Here is an 18,041-nt window from a genome sequence, read left to right on the forward strand (position 1 = left end):
CGCGAAGGGACGCTCAGGTCTTGTACAGAAGCGACAGCGGCTCCGACGGGTCGCTCAGCCGCGTGGCGGTCCGCCCTATGTAGCGCGAGAGCGACCGCGCCAGGTGCGGCTGGTCGAAGTATCCGAGCCGGTCGATCACGTCGGGGATCGGCACCTCCTCCTGGATGAGGACGGCCGCCCGCCTGGCCCGGTCGATCTGCCGGATGGCGCCGCGGGTGAGCCCGGTGGCCGCCACGAACCGCCGCTGGATCGTGCGCTCGGACAGGTCCGGCGACGCGCCGCGGAGCACCTCGGCGACGATCGGGTCGCGCTCCAGCACGCCCTCACGGACCATCCGCCGTACGAACGACTCCGCGTTGTCGTAACCGGGAAGATGCCAGGCGGACCCCTTCAGCCAGAACGACCTGCGCGTCACCTCGGGGATCTCCACGTCGAGGTCGACGAGCCGGTGGAAGGGCAGGTGCGGCATCAACGTGCCGGCGGAGAAGACGATCCCGAAGAACGTGGCGTCCTCGGGCACCGGAGCCCGGCTCGCCCGCGTCTCCGGCCCCCGGACCGAGACGCTGACCCGGCCGCGTTCCTCCCAGAGGACCAGCTCCCCATGGGCCGTGGCCACCGACGTCATCCGTTCGAGCCCGTCGCCGCTGCTGCTGCGCCACACCCGCTCGATGTACGGCGAATCGGACGGCCGGCTCTCGACCTCCAGACCCATCCGCGTCGACCTCCTCCCTGGGCAGCCGCTTCCACAGTACGACGTCACGGATCCCGCACAGCCCCACACCGTGGTCGCCGCCTGGTCGAGGAGTACGGTGTGCGGGGCTTCACGTTCCACCCCAGCGCGCCGGCTGCTCCGGCTTCACCAGGACTGACCCGTTCACTCGTCCTCGCCGCCGACCCGGCGGAACGCGCCCGGCAGGCCGCGCGGGGCCCGGCGCGGCAGCGGCCCCGCGCCGGGGTCCTCGCGCAGCTCCTTCACCAGCGCCAGGCAGAGCAGGAGCATGACGATCATGAACGGCAGCGCGACCACGATCGTCGCCTGCTGCAGCGCCGTCAGGCCGCCGGCCAGCAGCAGCGCCAGCGCGACCACCCCGACCAGCACGCCCCACATCACCACCAGGAGCCGGGAGGGATCGAGCGAGCCCCGGGCGGAGAGCGACCCGAGCACCAGAGCGGCCGAGTCCGCGCTGGTCACGAAGTAGAGCCCGACCAGCACCACCACGAGCACGGTGGAGAGCAGGGCGAGCGGCAGCTGGTCGAGGAGGGCGAACAACGCCGCCTCGGCGCCTTGCGCGATCTCCGCCGTGAAGTCCGCCGTACCCGACAGTTGCATCCAGACGGCGCTGCCGCCGCTGATCGAGAACCACAGCAGGCTGGCGCCGGACGGGACGAGCAGCACGCCGATGACGAACTCGCGGATGGTGCGGCCCCGGGAGATCCGGGCGATGAAGGCGCCCACGAACGGCGCCCAGGACATCCACCACGCCCAGTAGAAGAGAGTCCAGGTGCCGAGCCAGGCCTTGTCGACGAACACGCCCGTACGGGACGACAGCGCGAGCAGGTCGTTCAGGTAGCCGCCGAGCGAGGCGGGGATCAGGTTGAGTATCGCCACGGTCGGGCCGAACAGGAAGATGAACACCGCCAGCACGGCCACCAGGTAGACGTTGACCGTGCTGAGCACGCGCACGCCGCGGTGCACCCCGGTGAACGCCGAGAGGACGAACGCGCCCGTCAGCACGACGATGACGGCCACCTCCAGCCGCCGCCCGCTGATCCCGAGCAGCTCGTTCAGGCCGTACTCCACCTGGAGCGCCCCCAGGCCCAGGCTGGTCGCGGTGCCGAAGGCCGTGGCCAGGATCGCCAGCAGATCCAGCGCCCGCCCCACCATCGGCCTGGACCGTCCGCCGAACAGCGGGGTGAACGCCTCGCTGAACCGGTTGCCCCGTCCCATGCGGAAGGTGGAGTAGGCCAGCGCCATGCCGGTGACGGCGTAGATGGCCCACGGGTGCAGGGCCCAGTGGAACAGGGAGTACTCCATCGCCGTCCGCGCGGCCAGGGGCGAGCCCGCCTCGATGCCCAGGCCGGGCGGCGGGCTGAGCATGTGCGTGATCGGCTCGCCGACGCCGTAGAACATCAGCCCGATGCCCATCCCGGAGCTGAACATCATCGCCGTCCAGGCCAGGTTGCTGAACTCCGGGACGTCGTCATCCTTGCCGAGCCGGATCCGCCCGTACCGGCTGAGCGCGAGCACCACTGCCAGGATCAGGAAGAAGTCGGCGGCCACCACGAACAACCAGCCGAAGTTGCCCACCACCCAGCCGAGCGCGGCGTCCCCGGCCACGGTGAGGGACTCGGTGAAGACCGCCCCCCACAGGACCACCGCCAGCAGCAACCCGACGGCGACGGCCAGCAGCGGGAGATCGGGCCTCTGCCGGCGCATCATACCTCCAGGATCACTACTCTCGGTGAGACCAGTAATCCCCTCCGTCAATACCCCTAACCCCGCTCCACCCCCGCCCGGAGACCCCGCCTATCCTGCACGCGTGCTGATCACAGACGAGGAAGTGGCCGTCAAGGCGGCGCAGGCGGGAGCGGCCGTCGTGGCGGCCCGATACGGCGCGCCGCTGGCGCGCTTCCCGAAATCCGGGGGCGACTTCGCCACCTCCGCCGACCTCGAAGCGGAGCAGGCCATCCTGGACGTCATCCGTACGGCTCGGCCGGACGATTCCGTCACCGGTGAGGAAAGCGGCCGCACGGGTTCAGGAGCCGCGGAGCGCATGTGGCTGGTCGACCCCCTGTGCGGCACGCTGAACTACGCCGCGCGGAACATGCTGGTGGCGGTGAACGTCGCCCTGCGGGTGGGCCCGGACATCACGGTGGCGGCCTCGTCCGATCCGTTCGCCGGCGAAGTCTTCTGGACGGACGGCGCTCACGCGTACCTCCGCCACGACGGCGCGGACGAGCGGCTCACACCGTCGCCCGACACGCGCCTGGTCGACGTCAACCTCGACCCGCCGTTCCCCAATGACCCGGCCTTCCGGGCTGTGCGGCTGCTCGCCGAGCCCGCGTTCGCCGAGCGGTTCCGCCCCCGCGTCGTCTCCACGACCCTCGCCGTGGCCTGGGTCGCCGCCGGCCGGCGAGCCGCGTACGTCACCGACGGCCATCTCCAGGACAGCGTCCACTTCGCCGCCGGGATCGCGCTGTGCCGGGCCGCCGGATGCGTGGTGACCGACCTGCACGGCCGGCCGCCCCACACCGGCGCCGGCGGCCTGGTCGCGGCCGCCGACGAAGAGACACACGCCGCCTTGCTGGAACTGATCGCCACCCAGTTCACTGCCCATACGCGGGCCTTCTCACTGGGCGATCATCCTGAAGTCTGAGCGTGGCTGCAAAGAGGAGAGTCCTTTGGCGACCAGATGGAGTCTGACGATTGACTGCGCGCAGCCGGCGAAGCTGGCGAGGTTCTGGGCCCTTGCCTTGGGATATGTCGAGAAGCCGCCCCCGGCGGGCTTCGACAGCTGGGAGGAGTGGTTCGCGCATCACGACGTCCCGGAGGAGGAGTGGGATGAGGGCGCCTATCTGTCCGATCCCGACGGGGTAGGTCCTGACTTGTCCTTCCTGCAGGTGCCGGAGTCGAAGGTGGTCAAGAACCGGCTTCACCTCGACGTACAGGTCGGCGGAGGCCGCGGCACGCCCTGGGAGGTGCGGTGGCCGCGTGTGGTCGAGGCGGTCGAGCGGTTGACCGCCGCGGGCGCGACGGTGATCCGCCAGGACGACCTGCGGGAAAGACCGGATCACGTGGTGATGGCCGACCCTGAGGGAAACGAGTTCTGCCTGGTGTGACGCGCTCTCGTCGTGCCTCCGCCCGTGAGAGGCGAAGAGGACTTCCCGCCTGTCAGGAATCTCGTACGGGAGTAGCGTGGCCCGCCATGACCGACTTCGTCTCCCTTCCCTTCTATGACCTGTTCCACGAGAACGAGCACGGGGTCGAGATCCGCCGGAAACTGCCTTCGCTTCTCTCAGGCGTACGGCGGAGCATCCTGGAGATCGGTGCGGGAACCGGCCTGATCACCACGTCGCTGGCCGACTCGACACCGGCCGAGATCTTCGCCCTGGAGCCCTCGGCAGGCATGCGCGGGATGCTGCTGTCACGGCTGAACGCGCGCGCGGAACTGCTGGAACGCGTGACCGTGCTCTCCTGTGACGCGCTGAGCCTGGACCTGGACGAGCCGGTCGAGGCCATGGTGATGATCAGAGTGATGTACGCCCTGGAACCGGACTATCGCCGGCGCCTCTGGCCGGTGCTGGCGGCACATCTGGAGCCGGGTGGCCTGCTGATCTTCACCTGGCGCGACGGCGGCCCTCCGGCCCCGTCTCCCCTCCGGGAGCTGGAGTCACGCCAGGTGGGCCGGCACACCTACACGGTCCTGTCGGAGATCATCGAGTCCAGCGGGGAAGCCTGCAAGGCCCGTTACCTCTACCGGGTCACCGAGGGCGACAAGGTGCTCAGCGAGGAGGAGATCGTCGGCAACGCCTACCGTCCTGGGCGGGAGGTGATCCAGGAAGAGCTGGTCACGGCGGGTTTCGCGCAAGCGGACGCGCCTGAGGGGCTCCTCGCCTGGCGGCTCGCCTGAGTCGGGCGGGACACGACATGGCTGCCGGGCTCAGGTCCGGCAGCTTCTCCTCCGTCGGGCGGGCCTCAGAGCTTGTACAGCTTGTTGAACGGTGTAGTGATCCGCTCCTGGCGCGATCCGAAATCGACGAACACGGCGATCTCGTCTTCCACGGCGATGACGACGCCGAGACCGTACCGATCGTGGGTCACTCGGTCGTCCACGCTGAACCGCTCGACAGGCGGGGCGGGAGGCCGGGGCTTGAAGGGACTTGTGGGCAGGTGGCGATGGGACGCACCGCTGGCTGGCTTCATCCCCTCCAGTATGTGCCGCCCGTGAGAATGCTCGCCACCCGGGACTGAAATCGTCCAAAATGATCAAGATCTTCCCGGTGCTCGATACGCTGGCCGTCATGAGCACAGGTGGGGCGTCTCTGCGGCTGGAGGACGTGACGGCGGCGCTGGAGACGGCTCTGACCGCCCTGGGAGCCGGCCCGACATACCGCGTGGGCGGCACGAGTGCCGCTCTGCTGCAAGGTGTCCGGCTTCCCGCCGGGGATGTCGATCTCCTGGTGGCTCGGCGGGAGGACGTGGACACGTTCGCCGCCGCTCTGTCGTCCTTTCCCTGCCTGTACGCGGCATCCTGGCTCCCGGGAGCCTCGCAGTACTTCACCAGGTACGAGGTCGACGGGGTCCAGGTGGAGATCAGCACGGTCGAGCATGAGACCGACTCCGACGTGATGGAGTGCATCGGCAGCGGCCCGTGGCAGCACTACGTATTGGTCGACTGTGGCTCGCATCGCGTTCCCGTGGTGCGCCTGGAACTGCGGCTGGCCACCGAGCTCCTGCGCGACCGGGCCGACCGGTACGAACCCCTCATCGACCACATGGCGCGGCGGGGCTTCGACCCCGACCTCCTGGAGCGGGCCATGACGGCTCGCGGTCTGTCTCCGGAACGACGGCGCCTGGTCAACGACCGCCTCACCCGTTGACGCGGGGAGCCGGGGTAGTGCCGGGGCTACCCGGAAGGCTCGCCCTTCCGCCAATGTGCGACGAGGGCGCCACCGCTTGGATCGACGGCATGACAACCGCATTCCCCGGTCGCTGGGTCGAGGCGGCAGGGCTTCTCCTCGGGCCGCTTCTGATGCTCGTCGGCGTCCTCCTCCGCGTGGACGCGGACGGCTTCTTCCCCGCGCAGCTCGCCGCCTTCGCCACGAGCCCGGGCCGGATCAACCTGTCGTACAGCGCCTTCGTCGCCGGGAACGTCCTGCTGTGGCCCGCGGTCATCGCCCTGGTCCGGCGGGTGTGGGTGACGCAGCCGCGATGGGCGTTGTGGGGCGGCGTGCTGGTCCTGCTCGGCCTGTTCGCCTGGACCTTCCACGCCGGGGTCGACCATCTCGCCTTCCAGCTCGTCGACTTCCAGGGCCTGCGGACGGCTCAGCAGGCCGTCGCCGCCTCCTACGGCGCCTTCCACGTGTTCCACGCCCCGTCCTTCGCGATCTTCTTCGGCTGGATCGTGCTGGCCGTGGGGACGTGGCGGGCGCGCGTGCTGGGGATCACCGGACCATGGGCACCGCGGCGGTGCTCGTGGGCATGGCCGGTTGAGCGGGGCGGCTACCGCCCGGCCACCGACACGCTCTCCACGCGGCTCGGGCGAAGGCCCCGCGCCAGCCCGACCAGCCCGGCGGCCATCAGCGCGCTCACCACGAGTTTGGGCGCCAGGCCGCTGGAGACGGCCTCGAGCACCATGCCGGCGGTGAGGACGAGCGGCACCCACAGGGACACGAGGCGTGCTCGCCACGCGCCGAAGGCCAGGATCAGGAGCCCGATCAGCCAGCCCAGGATCCAGACCAGGAACGACGCCACCACCAGCGGGTCGTTGTCAAGGGCGTCGACCACCGGCCGGGCCGCGTCCGCCGTCACTCCCCCTCCGGCGAGGGCCCCGAAGAAGGCGTTGTAGTACCACAGGTGGACCGCCGAGAAGTAGAGAGCGGGAACGACGAAGGCCCCGCCGACGGTGGCGACCAGGCGCTTACGGCGGCCGACCGCCACGATCAGACCCGCCATCGCGGGCAGGAGCAGCAGGTGCGCCAGCGCGAAGAGGAGCGTCTCCACCCGCCAGGCGCCGAGGGCGGAAGCGGCCACGTCCGCGTTCGCCGCGGTCTCGGACACCTCGTCCGGGAACATCGCCCAGTAGAAGGCGCCGGCCGCGCTGTAGAGAACACCGCCGCCCGCCATCGCGACCGCCGCGAAACGCGAGCCGTACGGTCTGGTGGTCTGGTCATCCATCGACATCTCCTGTCATGATCCGGCCGACGACGCAGAGGCTAGGAGCGCCGTACCGCCCAGGTCGTCGGCCGGGACGTTGAACCACGGGTTGATTCCGCGGGACGCCGATCAACCCGTGGGTTGATGCCAGGCGGCGGGCGGTTCACATACGCTCCCGGCCATGGGATGGCTCCGGGGCTTGGGGCGGCGTGACCTCGTGACTGTCGCCGCGGGTCTGGCGCTGTTCGGGTTCGGCCTGGCCGAGCTCTACGTGCCGCTCGCCCCGTACGTCGAGGGCGACGGTCCCAGCCCCACCGAGTTGTCCGGCGGCTGGATGGCCGTGCTGACCGTGCTGCTCGCCGGCTACTGCCTCGCGGTCGCCGCCTGCGGCACCTACCCACGGGCCGCGGTGGTCCTGGCCGGGGCCTGCTTCGTCGCGCAGAGCCTCACGCCGCTCCTTCCCCGAATCGCCGGTCACGCCGCTCGCGGCGTTGGTCGTCGTCTGCTTCGCGTGCGTCGCGGTGGGCGGCCGCCACGGGCCGGTGATCGCCGCCGTCTCCTACTTCCTCGCGGCCGGGATCGAGACCACGATCGCGGACGACCCCGACTGGGCCTTCATCGTCTTCGTCGCGCTCGCCGTCATGGGACCGGCCTACGCCGTACGCATGCGGCGTGCCGAGGCCGAACGCCTGGTCGCGCTCGCCGCCGAACGGGAGGCCGCCGCCCGCACCGACGAGCGGCTCCGGGTGGCCCGCGAGCTGCACGACATCGTCTCGCACGGCGTCGCCGTGATGGTGCTGCAGGCCGGAGCCGCCCAGGCCGTGCTCGACTCCGACGTCCGGCAGGCCCATGAGTCACTGGACGCGGTGCAGGACGTCGGTCGTGACGTCGTCACCGAGTTGCGCCGCCTGCTCGTCGTCCTCCGGGCTGAGGGGAGTCTGGAGCGGCTGCCCTCGTTACGGCACCTCGATCCGCTCCTGAGCGGAGTCCGGGCCGCCGGCGTGCGGGTCGACGTCACCGCCGACGGCGACCTCGGCAGGGTTCCCGCGGCCGTCGACGTCAGCGGCTACCGGGTGCTGCAGGAGGCCCTCACCAACGTGGTCAAACACGCCCCGGGGGCCGCGGTCTCCGTCGCGATCGAGGTCGGACACACCGATCTCAGGATCCACGTCGTCGACGACGGCCCCCGGATCGTCCGCCGGAGCGACGGCAGTGGTCTCGGGGTGACGGGGATCAGCGAGCGTGTCGAGCTCTTCGGAGGCACGGCCACCACCGGTCCGGGGAAGGGCGGCGGGTTCGAGGTGCGGGTGGAGCTGCCCTTGAGCGGAAGCTCCACGCCGTCGCGTACGGGAGCGTCGGTGTGACGCGCGTCCTCATCGCGGACGACGAGGTGCTCGTACGCACCGGCCTGCGGATGATCCTCGGCACCCAGCCCGGCATCGAGGTGGTCGCGGAGGCCGCGGACGGCGAGGAGGCGCTGAGACTGACTGCCCGGCACGAGCCGGACGTCGTGCTGATGGACATCCACATGCCGAGGCTCGACGGCGTGGCCGCGACGGAGCGGATCCTCGCGGACCGCCCCGACCGCCGCGTCGTCATGCTGACCACGTTCGACCTCGACGAGTACGTCTACCGGTCGTTACGCGCAGGCGCCTGCGGTTTCCTGCTCAAGACCACTCCGCCGAAGGAGCTGGCGGGCGCGCTGCACGCCGTCGTCCGTGGAGACACGCTGCTCTCACCCGAGATCACCCGCCGTCTGATCGACCACTACACCTCCTTGGCGCCACCGGTCAGCGCTCCTGGCCTGACCGACCTGACCGCCCGGGAGGCCGAGGTGCTGCGGTTGCTGGCTCGGGGACTCTCCAACCGGGAGATCTCCGGTGAGCTGCATCTCGGCGAGGCGACCGTGAAGACGCACATCAACCGCATCTTCGCCAAACTCGGCGTGCGGGACCGCGTGCAGGCGGTGGTGCTCGCGTACGAGGTCGGCGTGGTGCTGCCCCGGCGCGCGGCGCGCGAGTGGTGAGGCGACGTCAGGCGCGCTTGCGTGCTGTGAGGAGGAGATACTCCCATTCCATCACCGCTTTCTCCTCACCTCGCAGATGGTCGCGGGCCAGCTCGGTGAGAGCGTGGTCCAGGGCGGCGACCCGTTCGGGGTCCCCGGCCATCCCCCGGTAGGCGGCGATGGTCGGGCCGTAGTTGGCCTTGAAGTAGTCGAGGAACGCGCCGGGGTGAGCGAACCGGTCGACCGTGACCAGCTGCCGGCGCGCGACGACCTCGGTGACCGCGTCCCCGAGCAGCGCACGGACGTGGTCCTCGTCGCCCCACAGCGGAGGGGGTTGCGCGCCGGGCGGAGGCGGGGCCACGAACGGTTTCATCGTCGCGAACATCTGGCCGATGAACCCCTCCGGCGTCCAGTTGAGCAGGCCGATCGTGCCTCCCGGGCGGCAGACCCGGACCAGCTCGTCGGCACTGGCCTGGTGGTGGGGAGCGAACATGACCCCGACACAGGACACGACCGTGTCGAACTCGCCGTCCGCGAACGGCAGGGCCTCCGCGTCGGCCTGCCGCCACTCGACCTCCGCGCCGCGCCGCGCCGCCAGGGCCCGTCCGGCCTCCAGCAGTTCGGGGGTCAGGTCGCCGGCCACCACGCTCGCCCCGGCCAGCGCGGCGGGAATGGCGGCGTTGCCGGACCCGGCGGCCACGTCCAGCACCCGGTCCCCGGGCCCCACCCCGCAGGCCTCGGTCAGGATCGCGCCCAGGTCGGGGATGACCTCGGCGGCGACCGCGGCGTAGTCGCCCTGCGCCCACATGGCGCGGTGCTTGGCCTTCAGGGCACGGTCGGCCTCTGTCGGGTCGCTCGGGACGGTCATCGCACTGCTCCCTCGTCGTGATCGGTGGACTGGAATCGACGGTAAGGAGGGGCGGATGCGCTATCTAGTACACGATCTGTACCGGCATCCGGCTGCCACTGGCATTCGTGGCGGCCGAATCTAGACTCCGGGACATGGGCTCCTCCTACCACCAGTTCTGTCCCGTGGCCAAGGCCGTCGAACTGCTCGACGAACGCTGGACCCTGCTCGTCATCCGGGAGCTGGTGTGCGGGACCGAGCGTTTCAACGAGCTGCGCCGCGGACTGCCGCGCATGTCCCCCACGCTGCTGTCCCGGCGGCTGCACCAGCTCACCCAGGCAGGCATCGTGGAGAGGCACGTCAAGGACAACGACGTGCGATACGTCCTGACCCAGGCCGGCCACGAGCTGCGCCCCGTGGTCGAGGCACTCGCCGCCTGGGGCATCCGCTGGATCGGAGAGCTGGGCGACGAGGACCTGGACCCGAAGCTGCTGCTGTGGGACATGCACCGCAACGTCGACCGGACCGCCGTTCCGGACGGGCGGACGGTCATCGAGTTCCGGTTCCCGGACGTGCCGTCCAACAGTCGCCGCTGGTGGCTCGTGATCACCAGTGACGAGGTCGACGTCTGCGACACGGACCCCGGCCACGCCGTGACCGTGACGGTGACCGCCGATGTGCGCAGCATGGTCGAGGTCTGGCGCGGCAACCTGAGCTGGCCGGACGCCCTGCGCCTCCAGGCGGTCGAGGTGCAGGGTCCCGAGGCGCTACGCCGCGCCGTGCCCCGGTGGTTCACCCTCCCCGAGTGGGCCTCCGTGCCCCGTCCTGCCTAGCGCCGGTGTCGCGTGGAACTCATCTTCGCCCCTGCAGCAGTTCCAGACGACGCTTGTACTCGTCGACGTCGACCTCTCCTCGGGCGAGCCGCTCGGCGAGCACGTCCTCGGGCCGCAGCGATCCCTGCCGGTTCCACGGCATCCCCGTGTTCCGGGAGCCGCCGATGTAGCGGACCAGCGCCACAATCGCAGTGATGATCAGCGCCCAGATCAAGATCATGGTGATGCCCCCGACCAACCAGGAGCCGGCCCCGTAATCCCACATCATGTCCCCCGACCCTCCCCCCAGGAGGTTCCTCCCTTTCAACATGCCACGACGGCGAGGCTGATCGGTAGGGCCGTCGGCAGCACCCCTGCAGAAAAATCCAGTGGACTCCAAATATAGAGTCAGCTTAAAATTTCCCCACTCGCCGAGGAGACCGGCGCGTCCCTCACCGCCCCGCGTGGTGGCCTGGCAGATCGGCGCCCTGCACTCACTCGTGTACACGGAGATCGGCCGGCGCACGGCCATCGGGAAGGAGCCCGACACCATCGCCGCGGCCGTCCTCGGCATCCTCGACGCGGCCGAGGAACTGCTCGGCGGCCACATCCTCACCTACGCCGTCAGGAAGGACCCACAGTGTTCAGAGTGATCGTCTCCGGCAAGTTCGGCGATCTCGACGAGACCGGCCGCGCCGCCGTACTCGCCGCGTCCGAGGTGGGCTTCACCGAGCGGGGCGCCTTCACCCACGACGGCACCCTGTCCGCGTTCACCTTCCGCTGCCAGGTGCCGGCCGGGCCGGACGACGGCGAGCACGACGCCACCCGGCGCGCCCTCGCGGCGCTCGACGCCTACAGTCAGGCGTACGACGTCCTGCGTGTCGCGGTGACCGACATGCGCGACATCAAGATGCGCCGACGTCCCGCACGATGACCACTGTCCTACCAGCTGAGTATCTTCGAACGCCCGGTTGGGGCAGGCAGCCGGTCCCGTAGCACCTGCGCGCCCAGCGGGACCAGGGCCACACAGAGCAGGCCGGTCACCAGGACGTCGGGGATGGATGCGCCCTTCAGCACGCCCATCCAGGTGCCTCCTGCCAGCAGCAGCATCGTGGCCCGGGCGGTGCCGAAGAGGCCTGAGCGCCAGGCGGCGACGGCCAAGAGGAGCGAGCCCGCGTACTGGCCGACCGAGGCCCAGACCGGGATCCGCCACGGCCCGTAGGAGATGTCGACGTACTCCTTCATGATCGCATTCGTCGCCTGGTCCAGCCCGATGACCTCGGTGAGCTGGAAGGCGGTCTGGTCGGCGCCGGCGAAGTACAGGCGGGAGAAAAGCCCGGCGACCAGCAGGGCGGCGCCCCAGAAGGCGAGGCCGCCACCGACCCGCTGAGCCAGCGCGACGAAGGCGGGGAAGAGCAGCACCGCTCCCAGCGCGAAGACCGCGTAAGCGAGGGTGAGAAGGGCGGGTTCGGAGGTGTATGCGAGGAGTTGACCGTAGGCGGCGAACGGCTGCGCCTCGGCCCACCCCTGCTGCTGAGGGGTGAGGGCGGTGACTGTGCTCAGGTAACGCAGCAGATATCCGGCGCACATGACCACCGGCCCCAAGACGAGTGTCACACCGCCGATCCACCGTCCGGGAAAGAGCGTTTTCACGGGGGCGAGCCTGTCAGAGACGGGCCGGGCGATCACTCTGTCGATCGTCGATCAACAACCCTGACGAAAGTCATGTCGTACATGCACGCTGGTGGCGGAGTGCGTGGACCCGCTGTGCGAACTCCTATGGAAGATCGCACCAGCTGCGAATCTCCTCTGCCAAGCCTGCAAGCGACTCGAGCGGCGATTCGGTCTCCGTCCAAGGGGGAGCGAGGTCGGTGAGCGTGTAGCGGGGAACCACGTGGATGTGGAAATGGAAGACGCTCTGCCAGGCGGTTTCGCCGCTGGCGTGCCAGAGGTTGATGCCAGGTGCGCCAAGAGCCTGAGTTAGCCGGCGAGAGACATGAACGGCGGTTCGCATGACCTGCGCTGCCTCATCGGGTGATATCTCTGAAAGGTCCGTGTGATGTTTTCTCGGTACGACCAGGCTATGGCCTTTGGTGACCTGGGCGATGTCGAGAAACGCAATGGCGTGATCGTCTTCATGGATTGTCTGTGAGGGTTCGTCTCCTGCGACGATTCTGCAGAAGACACAGGCGTTCGCGGTCATATCAGATGTCCTCTTAGTCGCGGCCATATACCGATCATGAAGTATCGCTGTGAGGCAAGTCGGTATCCGGCCGGCACTCCGGCGACGCGTAACCCGTGACCCTGGCTTGCTCGGCTTGTCCCGGTCGATGGCGGGCGGGATGATCTCAGCCCTCGGCCGTAGCTCATGTCCGGCGCGGTGATCATCTGGAGCGCCCCTACCTGAGACAAGAGTGACCGACCGCACTTCGCAAGCGAAAGCACTTCATGGTCCACTCGGGGGATGTCGGCGATCGTCACATCTATCATCGCGGTCACTGGGACCCTCTTGGGTTCTTTGATGACTTACCTGCTCCAGCGGCGTTCCATCGAAAGATCGGAGCGGTTCGCTCGAACCGAGCGGCTTCGGGGTGAGCAGATCAAGATCTACAGCGACTTCGCGCGTATGGTTCTGGACTTCCGGAGAGCTCAACGGAGGGCCTGGGCTGAGCGAGCCAAGGACAAGAACAGCGAAGCCTTTCGTACGGCGGAGGACGAGGTCTTGCGCGCACGCGCGGCGGGGTGGACGGCTCTGTATCAGGTAGAGCTGATCACAGAGGATGCCGAGATCAGACGACTCGCGAACCGTGCCATGGAGTTGGCCGGGAGCATGAACAAGGCCGAATCTACGGATGCGGTGAAGGCCTTGACTCCGGAAGTCCGTGCGGCGGTGGAAAGCTTCGTCCGTACAGCGGGCGTCATCGTGCGGAAGGTATGAGTACGTGGCTCGCGCGGGCGCTTGGTCGCTCTCCTGACGGGCACGTAGCGGCCGCGGGAGGCCGCTCCCGCGTCACGACGGTGCCCGGTGGGCTGTGGCACGAGGCCCAGGCCGTCGATCGCCCTCGACCCTGTGCGGTGATCAGGCGATGGTGAGGGTGGTGCGGTCCGGTGCTGTAGCTGTATAGGTGGCTTGATGTTGTCGTGGGGTGGAGGCATGTTCCGTGATCAAGACGCTGTGTCCTCGGGACTACAACGAGGCAATCCAGGTGGGCCACTTCTTCCGCACCGGCACTCCTGTCGTGATGGACCTCACCAAGCTGCCCGACAGCGAGGCCAAGCAGTTCGTGGACTTCGCCGCCGGCCTGGTGTTCGGCAGGCGCGGGGACATGGAACGTCTTTCCCCCAAGGTCTTTCTGCTGGCGCCTTACGGAATGATCGCGCGGTCCTCTGATGAAGAGGGAGAGTAGGCAGGCGGCGTGGTCCCAGAACGGCGAGGGACTCGGTGCGGCGGCGCCGAAACCGAGATCGGGCGCACAGTGGACGTGGAAGCCTGAGGATCCGGCCCTCGGAAGCGTATTGGTCATCGACGGCCGGTCGGTGACCAACAGGACCTTCCCCATCTTGAACGAGCCGATCAGGTTCGCAGCCGTGCCGGCTGGCGGAGGACGGCGCGTCTACTGAAAGAACGAAGGGCCTGACAGGACGCCCCAAGGCGCTGAACTGGGCGGAAAGCCGGTCCTGAGTGGCCGCGGGTACCCCTTAATGGCTCGCTCATGGCCCAGCGATCAGGAGTCCGGATCGCCATCCCAGGGGGTCGGGGGCATAAGTGCCAGAGCCTGGCAGGCCAGAACTCTCAGGCGCTGCCATGTGGGATGGCTTTGCAGCCCCTCGGCGCTCCATGGCGCCGGGCCTTCCTCTGTCAGCTCGGCGGTGAGCCGATCGATCTCGGCGAGAAGTCGTGACAGTTCGTCTCTGATCCACCCGGCTTCCCTGGGCATCCACGACACCCGGTACGCGTGATCGTAATCCAGGGCCAGTTCATCAGGGTGCATCACGGATCCGAGCCAGGCGATCTGATCGGGGGCAGACCAGGCCAGATGTCCCAGAGCGTCCCGCAGGAGTCTCCAGGCTCCCCTGAGCATCGCCTCGTCCTCGTTGGGGGGCGGCATGGGCCCATCCTGCCGCGCGACGCGCGCTCACCGCCCGCCTGATCACCCCGTCTGCCGTCGACCTGCCCGAAGGAGAAGCGGGGCAGGGCCATGCAGCGATCATCCCGGACCCGGGGTCCCTCACCGAAGGCGCGTTCTGGAGGGATGATGAGTGCTGTGCCTGACCTGCCGTGGGATTCGGTGGGTGGCGAGCCGATGGAGCTCACTTCGGCTGCTGACGTGGCCGTGGCTGCCTATGCCGACGGAGTGCCTGAGCTGAGAGTCTGTCTGGCCCTCGACATGCTGGTCATCTTCCGCATGTACCGAACCGAGTCGATCGACTTCGACGTCGATCTCAGAGAGTTGCAGGGGCAGGAGCGGCTGGACGTCCTCGTGGATTTCTTCTGCCTGCTCGGACGGCGTCTCGGGAAGTCCGTGTTGATGAGTGCGGAGGGATCTCCCGACCATCCGGATCTCGGGTTCGATGTCGACGCTGACCGGGTGGTGCTGATGTAGATCCGATTGATCCGAGCGGGCGGTAGCAACTGTTGAGGGGCTTGATCGAAAGCCAGGTCGGGAACCCATCTGGCTTTTCGCGTTGAGAGCGGGCGACGGGAATCGAACCCGCGCTGTGTCGACTGGGAGCGCAACGCTGCCGAAGAAGAGCTCCTTCATGTGCACGCGAGAAGCCGTACCTGTCACGGTGTGAAACAGAGCCGAGGGCGTGAGTCTGATCCGCCCGGCCTGGTTTCCGCCGGTTGATCGCCAGGCGAAGAAGGGTGGCGCACCATGAAGACGTCCACCTCGTCCTCGGTCTCGGCCGTGAACCCGTGTCGCTCGTACAACTGGCGGGCCGAACTGCCCTGCAGCACGTTCAACCGAACCACGGCGCCTTCGCGGTCGCACCACTCCAACAGCCTGCTCAGAACGGCAGTGCCGATGCCCCTGCCCTGCGAATCCGGGTCCAGGTAGAAGTGCTCCAGCCAGTAAGTGTCCTTGGCCGGCCGCAGCGCCACACAGCCGGCCGACGCGCCATCCACCTCGATCATCCAGGTGTGCGCTGGGGTGAACCCATCCCGCAACCGCTGTCGTACACGTTGTTCGTCGTACCGCCCGAGCCGCTCGAGATCCGGCCTCAGCACCACGGCCCGCAACTCGGCCACCATCTCGACGTCCGCCACCGAAGCCGACCGAATCTCCCAGCCCACCATGATCGTGATGTTATCGCCCCGGTTCCTGCCGACCCGGGCCCCTCCTCCTGAGCGAACCGCACAGTTGATCGTTTTGTCGATGGGCCCAATGGCACGCAGTGGCACACAAAGATCAACAGCCCTGGAAGAATCGAAGCCCAGCTCCCGAATTCCTCGGTCGACCTGGGCTGCCACGATGAGAGCGGGTGACGGGAATCGAACCCGCGCTGTCAGCTTGGGAACCGCATCGATCATGGCCCGATGAGGCACCGAGCTGGGCGACGAGTCGGTCCTGAGCGACCGGGGTTGCCCCCTCCTCACCCCTCTTGATGGCCCGCTAATGGCCCGGCGATCAACCCGCGACCTGATGTTGCTCACGTGACGCGCGCATCCCGCCCATCTGAGATCATCCCGCCTGCCCTCGATCCCACCCGAAGTGGAAGCATGCCAAGGCCCCGGGTAAGGGATGATCTCGCTGTGGGCTTCGGGACATACGCCAGGCGCGTTCGCGACCGCGACCTTCCATTCGGGAGGCGCTTCCGCGCGCTGAGGGCCGCAGCCGGCTGCTACCACCCAATCGGCTTCAACGCGACCTGGTCCTACCTGACCACGGCAGGCAACCTTCGACGCGATGAGTTGGCCCTGATCCGGGCGCTGGACATGCTGGAACTCAGCCGGAACGCCTGGCTCGCGGAGATCGACGCCTTCGCCGACCGCCGCCGCCTCGAAAAGCGAAAGCATCGCCGTAGTCCCTTGGCACCGGAGGTGCGATACCTGCATGGATGGAGATGGCCCGGACCAGAAGGGCATCGGGTGATGTTCCGAGAGGTCGGCGTCCTATGGGCCCAGCATGGACTCGTCCCATTCCCTGACGTAGCGATCTCAGAGAGGGACAACCTCGTCGAGTTGAACGCTACCCTTGCCAACTGCGTATCGACCTACCTCCGCAACAAGGGCATGGCCGACTCAGCACACAGGGCTACTCTCCTCAGGTGCCGGCGTAAAATCTGCTGGCATCTGCGTCACCTGGGCCATCCCTCTCCATTCCACGATGCCTTTGACTACCATCGCCGCCTGCTCAAGGTAACGGAACTGCTGATCAACGATGCGTTCCCGTTCACCGCTGAGACGCAGGACAAGGGCTAGTTTCAGCACCGCGCTCAGGCTGCGAAACTGCCCAAATGGCAGGGTAATGCACGACGATCAGCCCGTGACCTGGTGTTCTGGCGTAATGCGCGTGTCTTCCATCGATCGGCAACTCGGCACCCGAGACGAAGACGGCGACGAGGGCGAGGCGGGCCGCTACTCCCGAGAGGGGTGATCAAGAGCTAATGGCTGTTCATAGCCCACAAAGATCGACCAGACCGAGGCAAGATCAAAGCCCGGGTCCCGAATCCCTCGGTCGACCTGGGCTTTCACGATGAGAGCGGGTGACGGGAATCGAACCCGCCCTGTCAGCTTGGGAACTGCACGGACCACCGCACGTGAGGGCCCTGAGCTGGGCGGAAACCGGGTCGCGAGTGACCGTGGTTGACTCCTCGTTGCCCTGTCTAATTGCACGCTAATTGCACGGCGATCAGTCCCTGGACTGGGGTTTTCGCCGCCGCACGCGCACTCTGCCTTCTGATCATCCCGGTGCCGGAGTGCCCCTGCCGAGGGCATCTATGGCACCCTGCTCAGCATGGTGATGAGGGAGCAGGCCCCGGAGAACCAGATCAGGTTGGAGGTGCGGCCGGCGCTTGGGGACGTGGAGCTGAACGAGTTGTTCGACGCGTCGTGGCCTGATCATCGTCCTGCTTCGTTCTCGGGGATGCTGGCCCACAGTCTCTGCTGGGTGGCCGCATACCGTGAGGGGGCGCTGGTGGGCTTCGTCAACGTGGCCACCGATGGTGGTATCCATGCCTTCATCCTCGACACCACGGTGCACCCCCGAGTTCGTCGACAGGGGGTGGGCGTGCTATTAGTGCAGCGTGCCGCTCAGGAGGCACGCTCACGTGGCGCCAGCTGGTTGCACGTCGACTATGAGCCACACCTCGAAGAGTTCTATGCGCGATGCGGGTTCCGGCCAACTGCTGCCGGGCTCATGCAACTTTGATCATTAGCGTCGTGGGCCAGCGGCGCGCTGTGAGAGTGCGTTCTGCGAGTTGATGTCCCTTTCATCGGTGGGGTTGGGTTAGGTCGGCTGGTCGGAGACCCGCCGGTCGGACTACGGGCGTGGCTGG

At 68.1% G+C, this 18,041-nt stretch carries 25 protein-coding genes; 14 read left to right on the top strand and 11 right to left on the bottom strand.

Annotated features, from left to right (window positions below):
• Positions 1 to 13 precede the first annotated feature (13 nt).
• Together ACIBF7_RS42415 and ACIBF7_RS42420 are read right to left on the bottom strand one after the other, a co-directional pair.
• A complete protein-coding gene (locus tag ACIBF7_RS42415; protein WP_148036616.1) occupies positions 14 to 712 on the bottom strand; it encodes a helix-turn-helix domain-containing protein in 699 nt (232 codons plus the stop codon).
• 162 nt (positions 713 to 874) lie between these two features.
• Positions 875 to 2,440, bottom strand: coding sequence for a BCCT family transporter (locus ACIBF7_RS42420; protein WP_397199646.1), 1,566 nt, complete (start codon positions 2,438 to 2,440; stop codon positions 875 to 877).
• 100 nt (positions 2,441 to 2,540) lie between these two features.
• On the opposite strand from ACIBF7_RS42420, the gene ACIBF7_RS42425 reads away from it, so the two are divergent.
• From ACIBF7_RS42425 to ACIBF7_RS42435, 3 genes are all read left to right on the top strand, one after another.
• A complete protein-coding gene (locus tag ACIBF7_RS42425) occupies positions 2,541 to 3,377 on the top strand; it encodes an inositol monophosphatase family protein (RefSeq protein WP_271275188.1) in 837 nt (278 codons plus the stop codon).
• Between the two features lie 25 nt (positions 3,378 to 3,402).
• On the top strand, positions 3,403 to 3,840 hold the full coding sequence (locus tag ACIBF7_RS42430) for a VOC family protein (RefSeq protein WP_271275187.1): 438 nt from the start codon (positions 3,403 to 3,405) through the stop codon (positions 3,838 to 3,840).
• 86 nt (positions 3,841 to 3,926) lie between these two features.
• Positions 3,927 to 4,631, top strand: a complete 705-nt coding sequence (locus ACIBF7_RS42435; protein WP_271275186.1) for a trans-aconitate 2-methyltransferase — start codon at positions 3,927 to 3,929, stop codon at positions 4,629 to 4,631.
• A 65-nt stretch (positions 4,632 to 4,696) separates the two neighbouring features.
• On the opposite strand, the gene ACIBF7_RS42440 is transcribed toward ACIBF7_RS42435, so the two are convergent.
• Positions 4,697 to 4,924: a hypothetical protein gene (locus ACIBF7_RS42440; RefSeq protein ID WP_148036611.1), complete on the bottom strand. Its 228-nt coding sequence runs from the start codon at positions 4,922 to 4,924 to the stop codon at positions 4,697 to 4,699.
• Positions 4,925 to 4,983: 59 nt separating this feature from the next.
• Between ACIBF7_RS42440 and ACIBF7_RS42445 the strand changes: the two genes are divergently transcribed.
• Positions 4,984 to 5,601 (top strand): hypothetical protein, encoded by a 618-nt coding sequence (locus tag ACIBF7_RS42445; protein WP_364232941.1) that lies wholly within the window; start codon positions 4,984 to 4,986, stop codon positions 5,599 to 5,601.
• Between the two features lie 26 nt (positions 5,602 to 5,627).
• Here ACIBF7_RS42445 and ACIBF7_RS42450 read toward each other — a convergent pair whose 3' ends face one another.
• Together ACIBF7_RS42450 and ACIBF7_RS42455 are read right to left on the bottom strand one after the other, a co-directional pair.
• Positions 5,628 to 6,092, bottom strand: a complete 465-nt coding sequence (locus ACIBF7_RS42450) for a hypothetical protein (RefSeq protein WP_364232938.1) — start codon at positions 6,090 to 6,092, stop codon at positions 5,628 to 5,630.
• A 131-nt stretch (positions 6,093 to 6,223) separates the two neighbouring features.
• Entirely contained in the window at positions 6,224 to 6,898 is a 675-nt protein-coding gene (locus ACIBF7_RS42455) for a hypothetical protein (RefSeq protein ID WP_364232935.1), read from the bottom strand.
• 470 nt (positions 6,899 to 7,368) lie between these two features.
• Between ACIBF7_RS42455 and ACIBF7_RS42460 the strand changes: the two genes are divergently transcribed.
• Positions 7,369 to 8,241, top strand: coding sequence for a sensor histidine kinase (locus tag ACIBF7_RS42460; protein ID WP_271275182.1), 873 nt, complete (start codon positions 7,369 to 7,371; stop codon positions 8,239 to 8,241).
• Positions 8,238 to 8,903, top strand: a complete 666-nt coding sequence (locus tag ACIBF7_RS42465; protein ID WP_271275181.1) for a response regulator transcription factor — start codon at positions 8,238 to 8,240, stop codon at positions 8,901 to 8,903. The genes ACIBF7_RS42460 and ACIBF7_RS42465 overlap by 4 nt, the downstream gene beginning before the upstream one ends.
• Positions 8,904 to 8,910: 7 nt before the next feature.
• On the opposite strand, the gene ACIBF7_RS42470 is transcribed toward ACIBF7_RS42465, so the two are convergent.
• Positions 8,911 to 9,750, bottom strand: coding sequence for a class I SAM-dependent methyltransferase (locus tag ACIBF7_RS42470; protein WP_271275180.1), 840 nt, complete (start codon positions 9,748 to 9,750; stop codon positions 8,911 to 8,913).
• 134 nt (positions 9,751 to 9,884) lie between these two features.
• Here ACIBF7_RS42470 and ACIBF7_RS42475 point away from each other — a divergent pair, with 134 nt between their 5' ends.
• The gene (locus ACIBF7_RS42475; protein ID WP_271275179.1) at positions 9,885 to 10,562 is read left to right on the top strand and encodes a helix-turn-helix domain-containing protein; all 678 of its coding nucleotides are present in this window, start codon (positions 9,885 to 9,887) and stop codon (positions 10,560 to 10,562) included.
• A gap of 19 nt (positions 10,563 to 10,581) precedes the next feature.
• Here ACIBF7_RS42475 and ACIBF7_RS42480 read toward each other — a convergent pair whose 3' ends face one another.
• Positions 10,582 to 10,782, bottom strand: a complete 201-nt coding sequence (locus tag ACIBF7_RS42480; RefSeq protein ID WP_397199647.1) for an SHOCT domain-containing protein — start codon at positions 10,780 to 10,782, stop codon at positions 10,582 to 10,584.
• 226 nt (positions 10,783 to 11,008) lie between these two features.
• Between ACIBF7_RS42480 and ACIBF7_RS42485 the strand changes: the two genes are divergently transcribed.
• Both ACIBF7_RS42485 and ACIBF7_RS42490 read left to right on the top strand, forming a co-directional pair.
• Positions 11,009 to 11,194 (top strand): hypothetical protein, encoded by a 186-nt coding sequence (locus ACIBF7_RS42485; RefSeq protein ID WP_271275178.1) that lies wholly within the window; start codon positions 11,009 to 11,011, stop codon positions 11,192 to 11,194.
• The gene (locus ACIBF7_RS42490) at positions 11,182 to 11,475 is read left to right on the top strand and encodes a DUF6204 family protein (RefSeq protein ID WP_271275177.1); all 294 of its coding nucleotides are present in this window, start codon (positions 11,182 to 11,184) and stop codon (positions 11,473 to 11,475) included. The genes ACIBF7_RS42485 and ACIBF7_RS42490 overlap by 13 nt, the downstream gene beginning before the upstream one ends.
• An 8-nt stretch (positions 11,476 to 11,483) precedes the next feature.
• Here the strand turns inward: ACIBF7_RS42490 and ACIBF7_RS42495 are convergent, their stop codons facing one another.
• Complete coding sequence (locus ACIBF7_RS42495; protein WP_364232927.1) at positions 11,484 to 12,158, bottom strand: hypothetical protein; 675 nt, start codon at positions 12,156 to 12,158, stop codon at positions 11,484 to 11,486.
• Positions 12,159 to 12,318: 160 nt separating this feature from the next.
• Positions 12,319 to 12,744, bottom strand: a complete 426-nt coding sequence (locus ACIBF7_RS42500) for an HIT family protein (protein ID WP_364232925.1) — start codon at positions 12,742 to 12,744, stop codon at positions 12,319 to 12,321.
• A gap of 261 nt (positions 12,745 to 13,005) precedes the next feature.
• On the opposite strand from ACIBF7_RS42500, the gene ACIBF7_RS42505 reads away from it, so the two are divergent.
• Both ACIBF7_RS42505 and ACIBF7_RS42510 read left to right on the top strand, forming a co-directional pair.
• A complete protein-coding gene (locus ACIBF7_RS42505; RefSeq protein ID WP_271275174.1) occupies positions 13,006 to 13,479 on the top strand; it encodes a hypothetical protein in 474 nt (157 codons plus the stop codon).
• 223 nt (positions 13,480 to 13,702) lie between these two features.
• A complete protein-coding gene (locus ACIBF7_RS42510; RefSeq protein ID WP_271275173.1) occupies positions 13,703 to 13,948 on the top strand; it encodes a cell division protein SepF in 246 nt (81 codons plus the stop codon).
• Positions 13,949 to 14,266: 318 nt separating this feature from the next.
• Here ACIBF7_RS42510 and ACIBF7_RS42515 read toward each other — a convergent pair whose 3' ends face one another.
• Positions 14,267 to 14,650: a hypothetical protein gene (locus ACIBF7_RS42515; protein ID WP_271275172.1), complete on the bottom strand. Its 384-nt coding sequence runs from the start codon at positions 14,648 to 14,650 to the stop codon at positions 14,267 to 14,269.
• 156 nt (positions 14,651 to 14,806) lie between these two features.
• Here ACIBF7_RS42515 and ACIBF7_RS42520 point away from each other — a divergent pair, with 156 nt between their 5' ends.
• Positions 14,807 to 15,145 carry a hypothetical protein gene (locus ACIBF7_RS42520; RefSeq protein WP_364232922.1) on the top strand — a complete coding sequence of 113 codons (339 nt, stop codon included), beginning with the start codon at positions 14,807 to 14,809 and terminating at the stop codon, positions 15,143 to 15,145.
• Between the two features lie 182 nt (positions 15,146 to 15,327).
• Here the strand turns inward: ACIBF7_RS42520 and ACIBF7_RS42525 are convergent, their stop codons facing one another.
• Complete coding sequence (locus ACIBF7_RS42525; RefSeq protein ID WP_397199648.1) at positions 15,328 to 16,074, bottom strand: GNAT family N-acetyltransferase; 747 nt, start codon at positions 16,072 to 16,074, stop codon at positions 15,328 to 15,330.
• Positions 16,075 to 16,296: 222 nt separating this feature from the next.
• On the opposite strand from ACIBF7_RS42525, the gene ACIBF7_RS42530 reads away from it, so the two are divergent.
• On the top strand, positions 16,297 to 16,965 hold the full coding sequence (locus ACIBF7_RS42530) for a hypothetical protein (protein ID WP_271275169.1): 669 nt from the start codon (positions 16,297 to 16,299) through the stop codon (positions 16,963 to 16,965).
• A 535-nt stretch (positions 16,966 to 17,500) separates the two neighbouring features.
• Entirely contained in the window at positions 17,501 to 17,914 is a 414-nt protein-coding gene (locus ACIBF7_RS42535) for a GNAT family N-acetyltransferase (RefSeq protein ID WP_271275168.1), read from the top strand.
• Positions 17,915 to 18,041 lie beyond the last annotated feature (127 nt).

This window comes from Nonomuraea sp. NPDC050478 (assembly GCF_044458265.1).
GTDB lineage: Bacteria > Actinomycetota > Actinomycetes > Streptosporangiales > Streptosporangiaceae > Nonomuraea > Nonomuraea ferruginea.

What these genes read in the sequence shown, in the direction of transcription:
- ACIBF7_RS42480 (WP_397199647.1), bottom strand. Translation starts at nt 10,782, where the DNA reads ATGATCTTGATCTGGGCGCTGATCATCACTGCGATTGTGGCGCTGGTC.
- ACIBF7_RS42420 (WP_397199646.1), bottom strand. Translation starts at nt 2,440, where the DNA reads ATGATGCGCCGGCAGAGGCCCGATCTCCCGCTGCTGGCCGTCGCCGTC.
- ACIBF7_RS42435 (WP_271275186.1), top strand. Translation starts at nt 3,927, where the DNA reads ATGACCGACTTCGTCTCCCTTCCCTTCTATGACCTGTTCCACGAGAAC.
- ACIBF7_RS42445 (WP_364232941.1), top strand. Translation starts at nt 4,984, where the DNA reads ATGATCAAGATCTTCCCGGTGCTCGATACGCTGGCCGTCATGAGCACA.
- ACIBF7_RS42525 (WP_397199648.1), bottom strand. Translation starts at nt 16,074, where the DNA reads ATGATCGATGCGGTTCCCAAGCTGACAGCGCGGGTTCGATTCCCGTCA.
- ACIBF7_RS42505 (WP_271275174.1), top strand. Translation starts at nt 13,006, where the DNA reads ATGTCGGCGATCGTCACATCTATCATCGCGGTCACTGGGACCCTCTTG.
- ACIBF7_RS42455 (WP_364232935.1), bottom strand. Translation starts at nt 6,898, where the DNA reads ATGGATGACCAGACCACCAGACCGTACGGCTCGCGTTTCGCGGCGGTC.
- ACIBF7_RS42515 (WP_271275172.1), bottom strand. Translation starts at nt 14,650, where the DNA reads ATGCCGCCCCCCAACGAGGACGAGGCGATGCTCAGGGGAGCCTGGAGA.
- ACIBF7_RS42535 (WP_271275168.1), top strand. Translation starts at nt 17,501, where the DNA reads ATGGTGATGAGGGAGCAGGCCCCGGAGAACCAGATCAGGTTGGAGGTG.
- ACIBF7_RS42470 (WP_271275180.1), bottom strand. Translation starts at nt 9,750, where the DNA reads ATGACCGTCCCGAGCGACCCGACAGAGGCCGACCGTGCCCTGAAGGCC.
- ACIBF7_RS42415 (WP_148036616.1), bottom strand. Translation starts at nt 712, where the DNA reads ATGGGTCTGGAGGTCGAGAGCCGGCCGTCCGATTCGCCGTACATCGAG.
- ACIBF7_RS42500 (WP_364232925.1), bottom strand. Translation starts at nt 12,744, where the DNA reads ATGACCGCGAACGCCTGTGTCTTCTGCAGAATCGTCGCAGGAGACGAA.
- ACIBF7_RS42440 (WP_148036611.1), bottom strand. Translation starts at nt 4,924, where the DNA reads ATGAAGCCAGCCAGCGGTGCGTCCCATCGCCACCTGCCCACAAGTCCC.
- ACIBF7_RS42475 (WP_271275179.1), top strand. Translation starts at nt 9,885, where the DNA reads ATGGGCTCCTCCTACCACCAGTTCTGTCCCGTGGCCAAGGCCGTCGAA.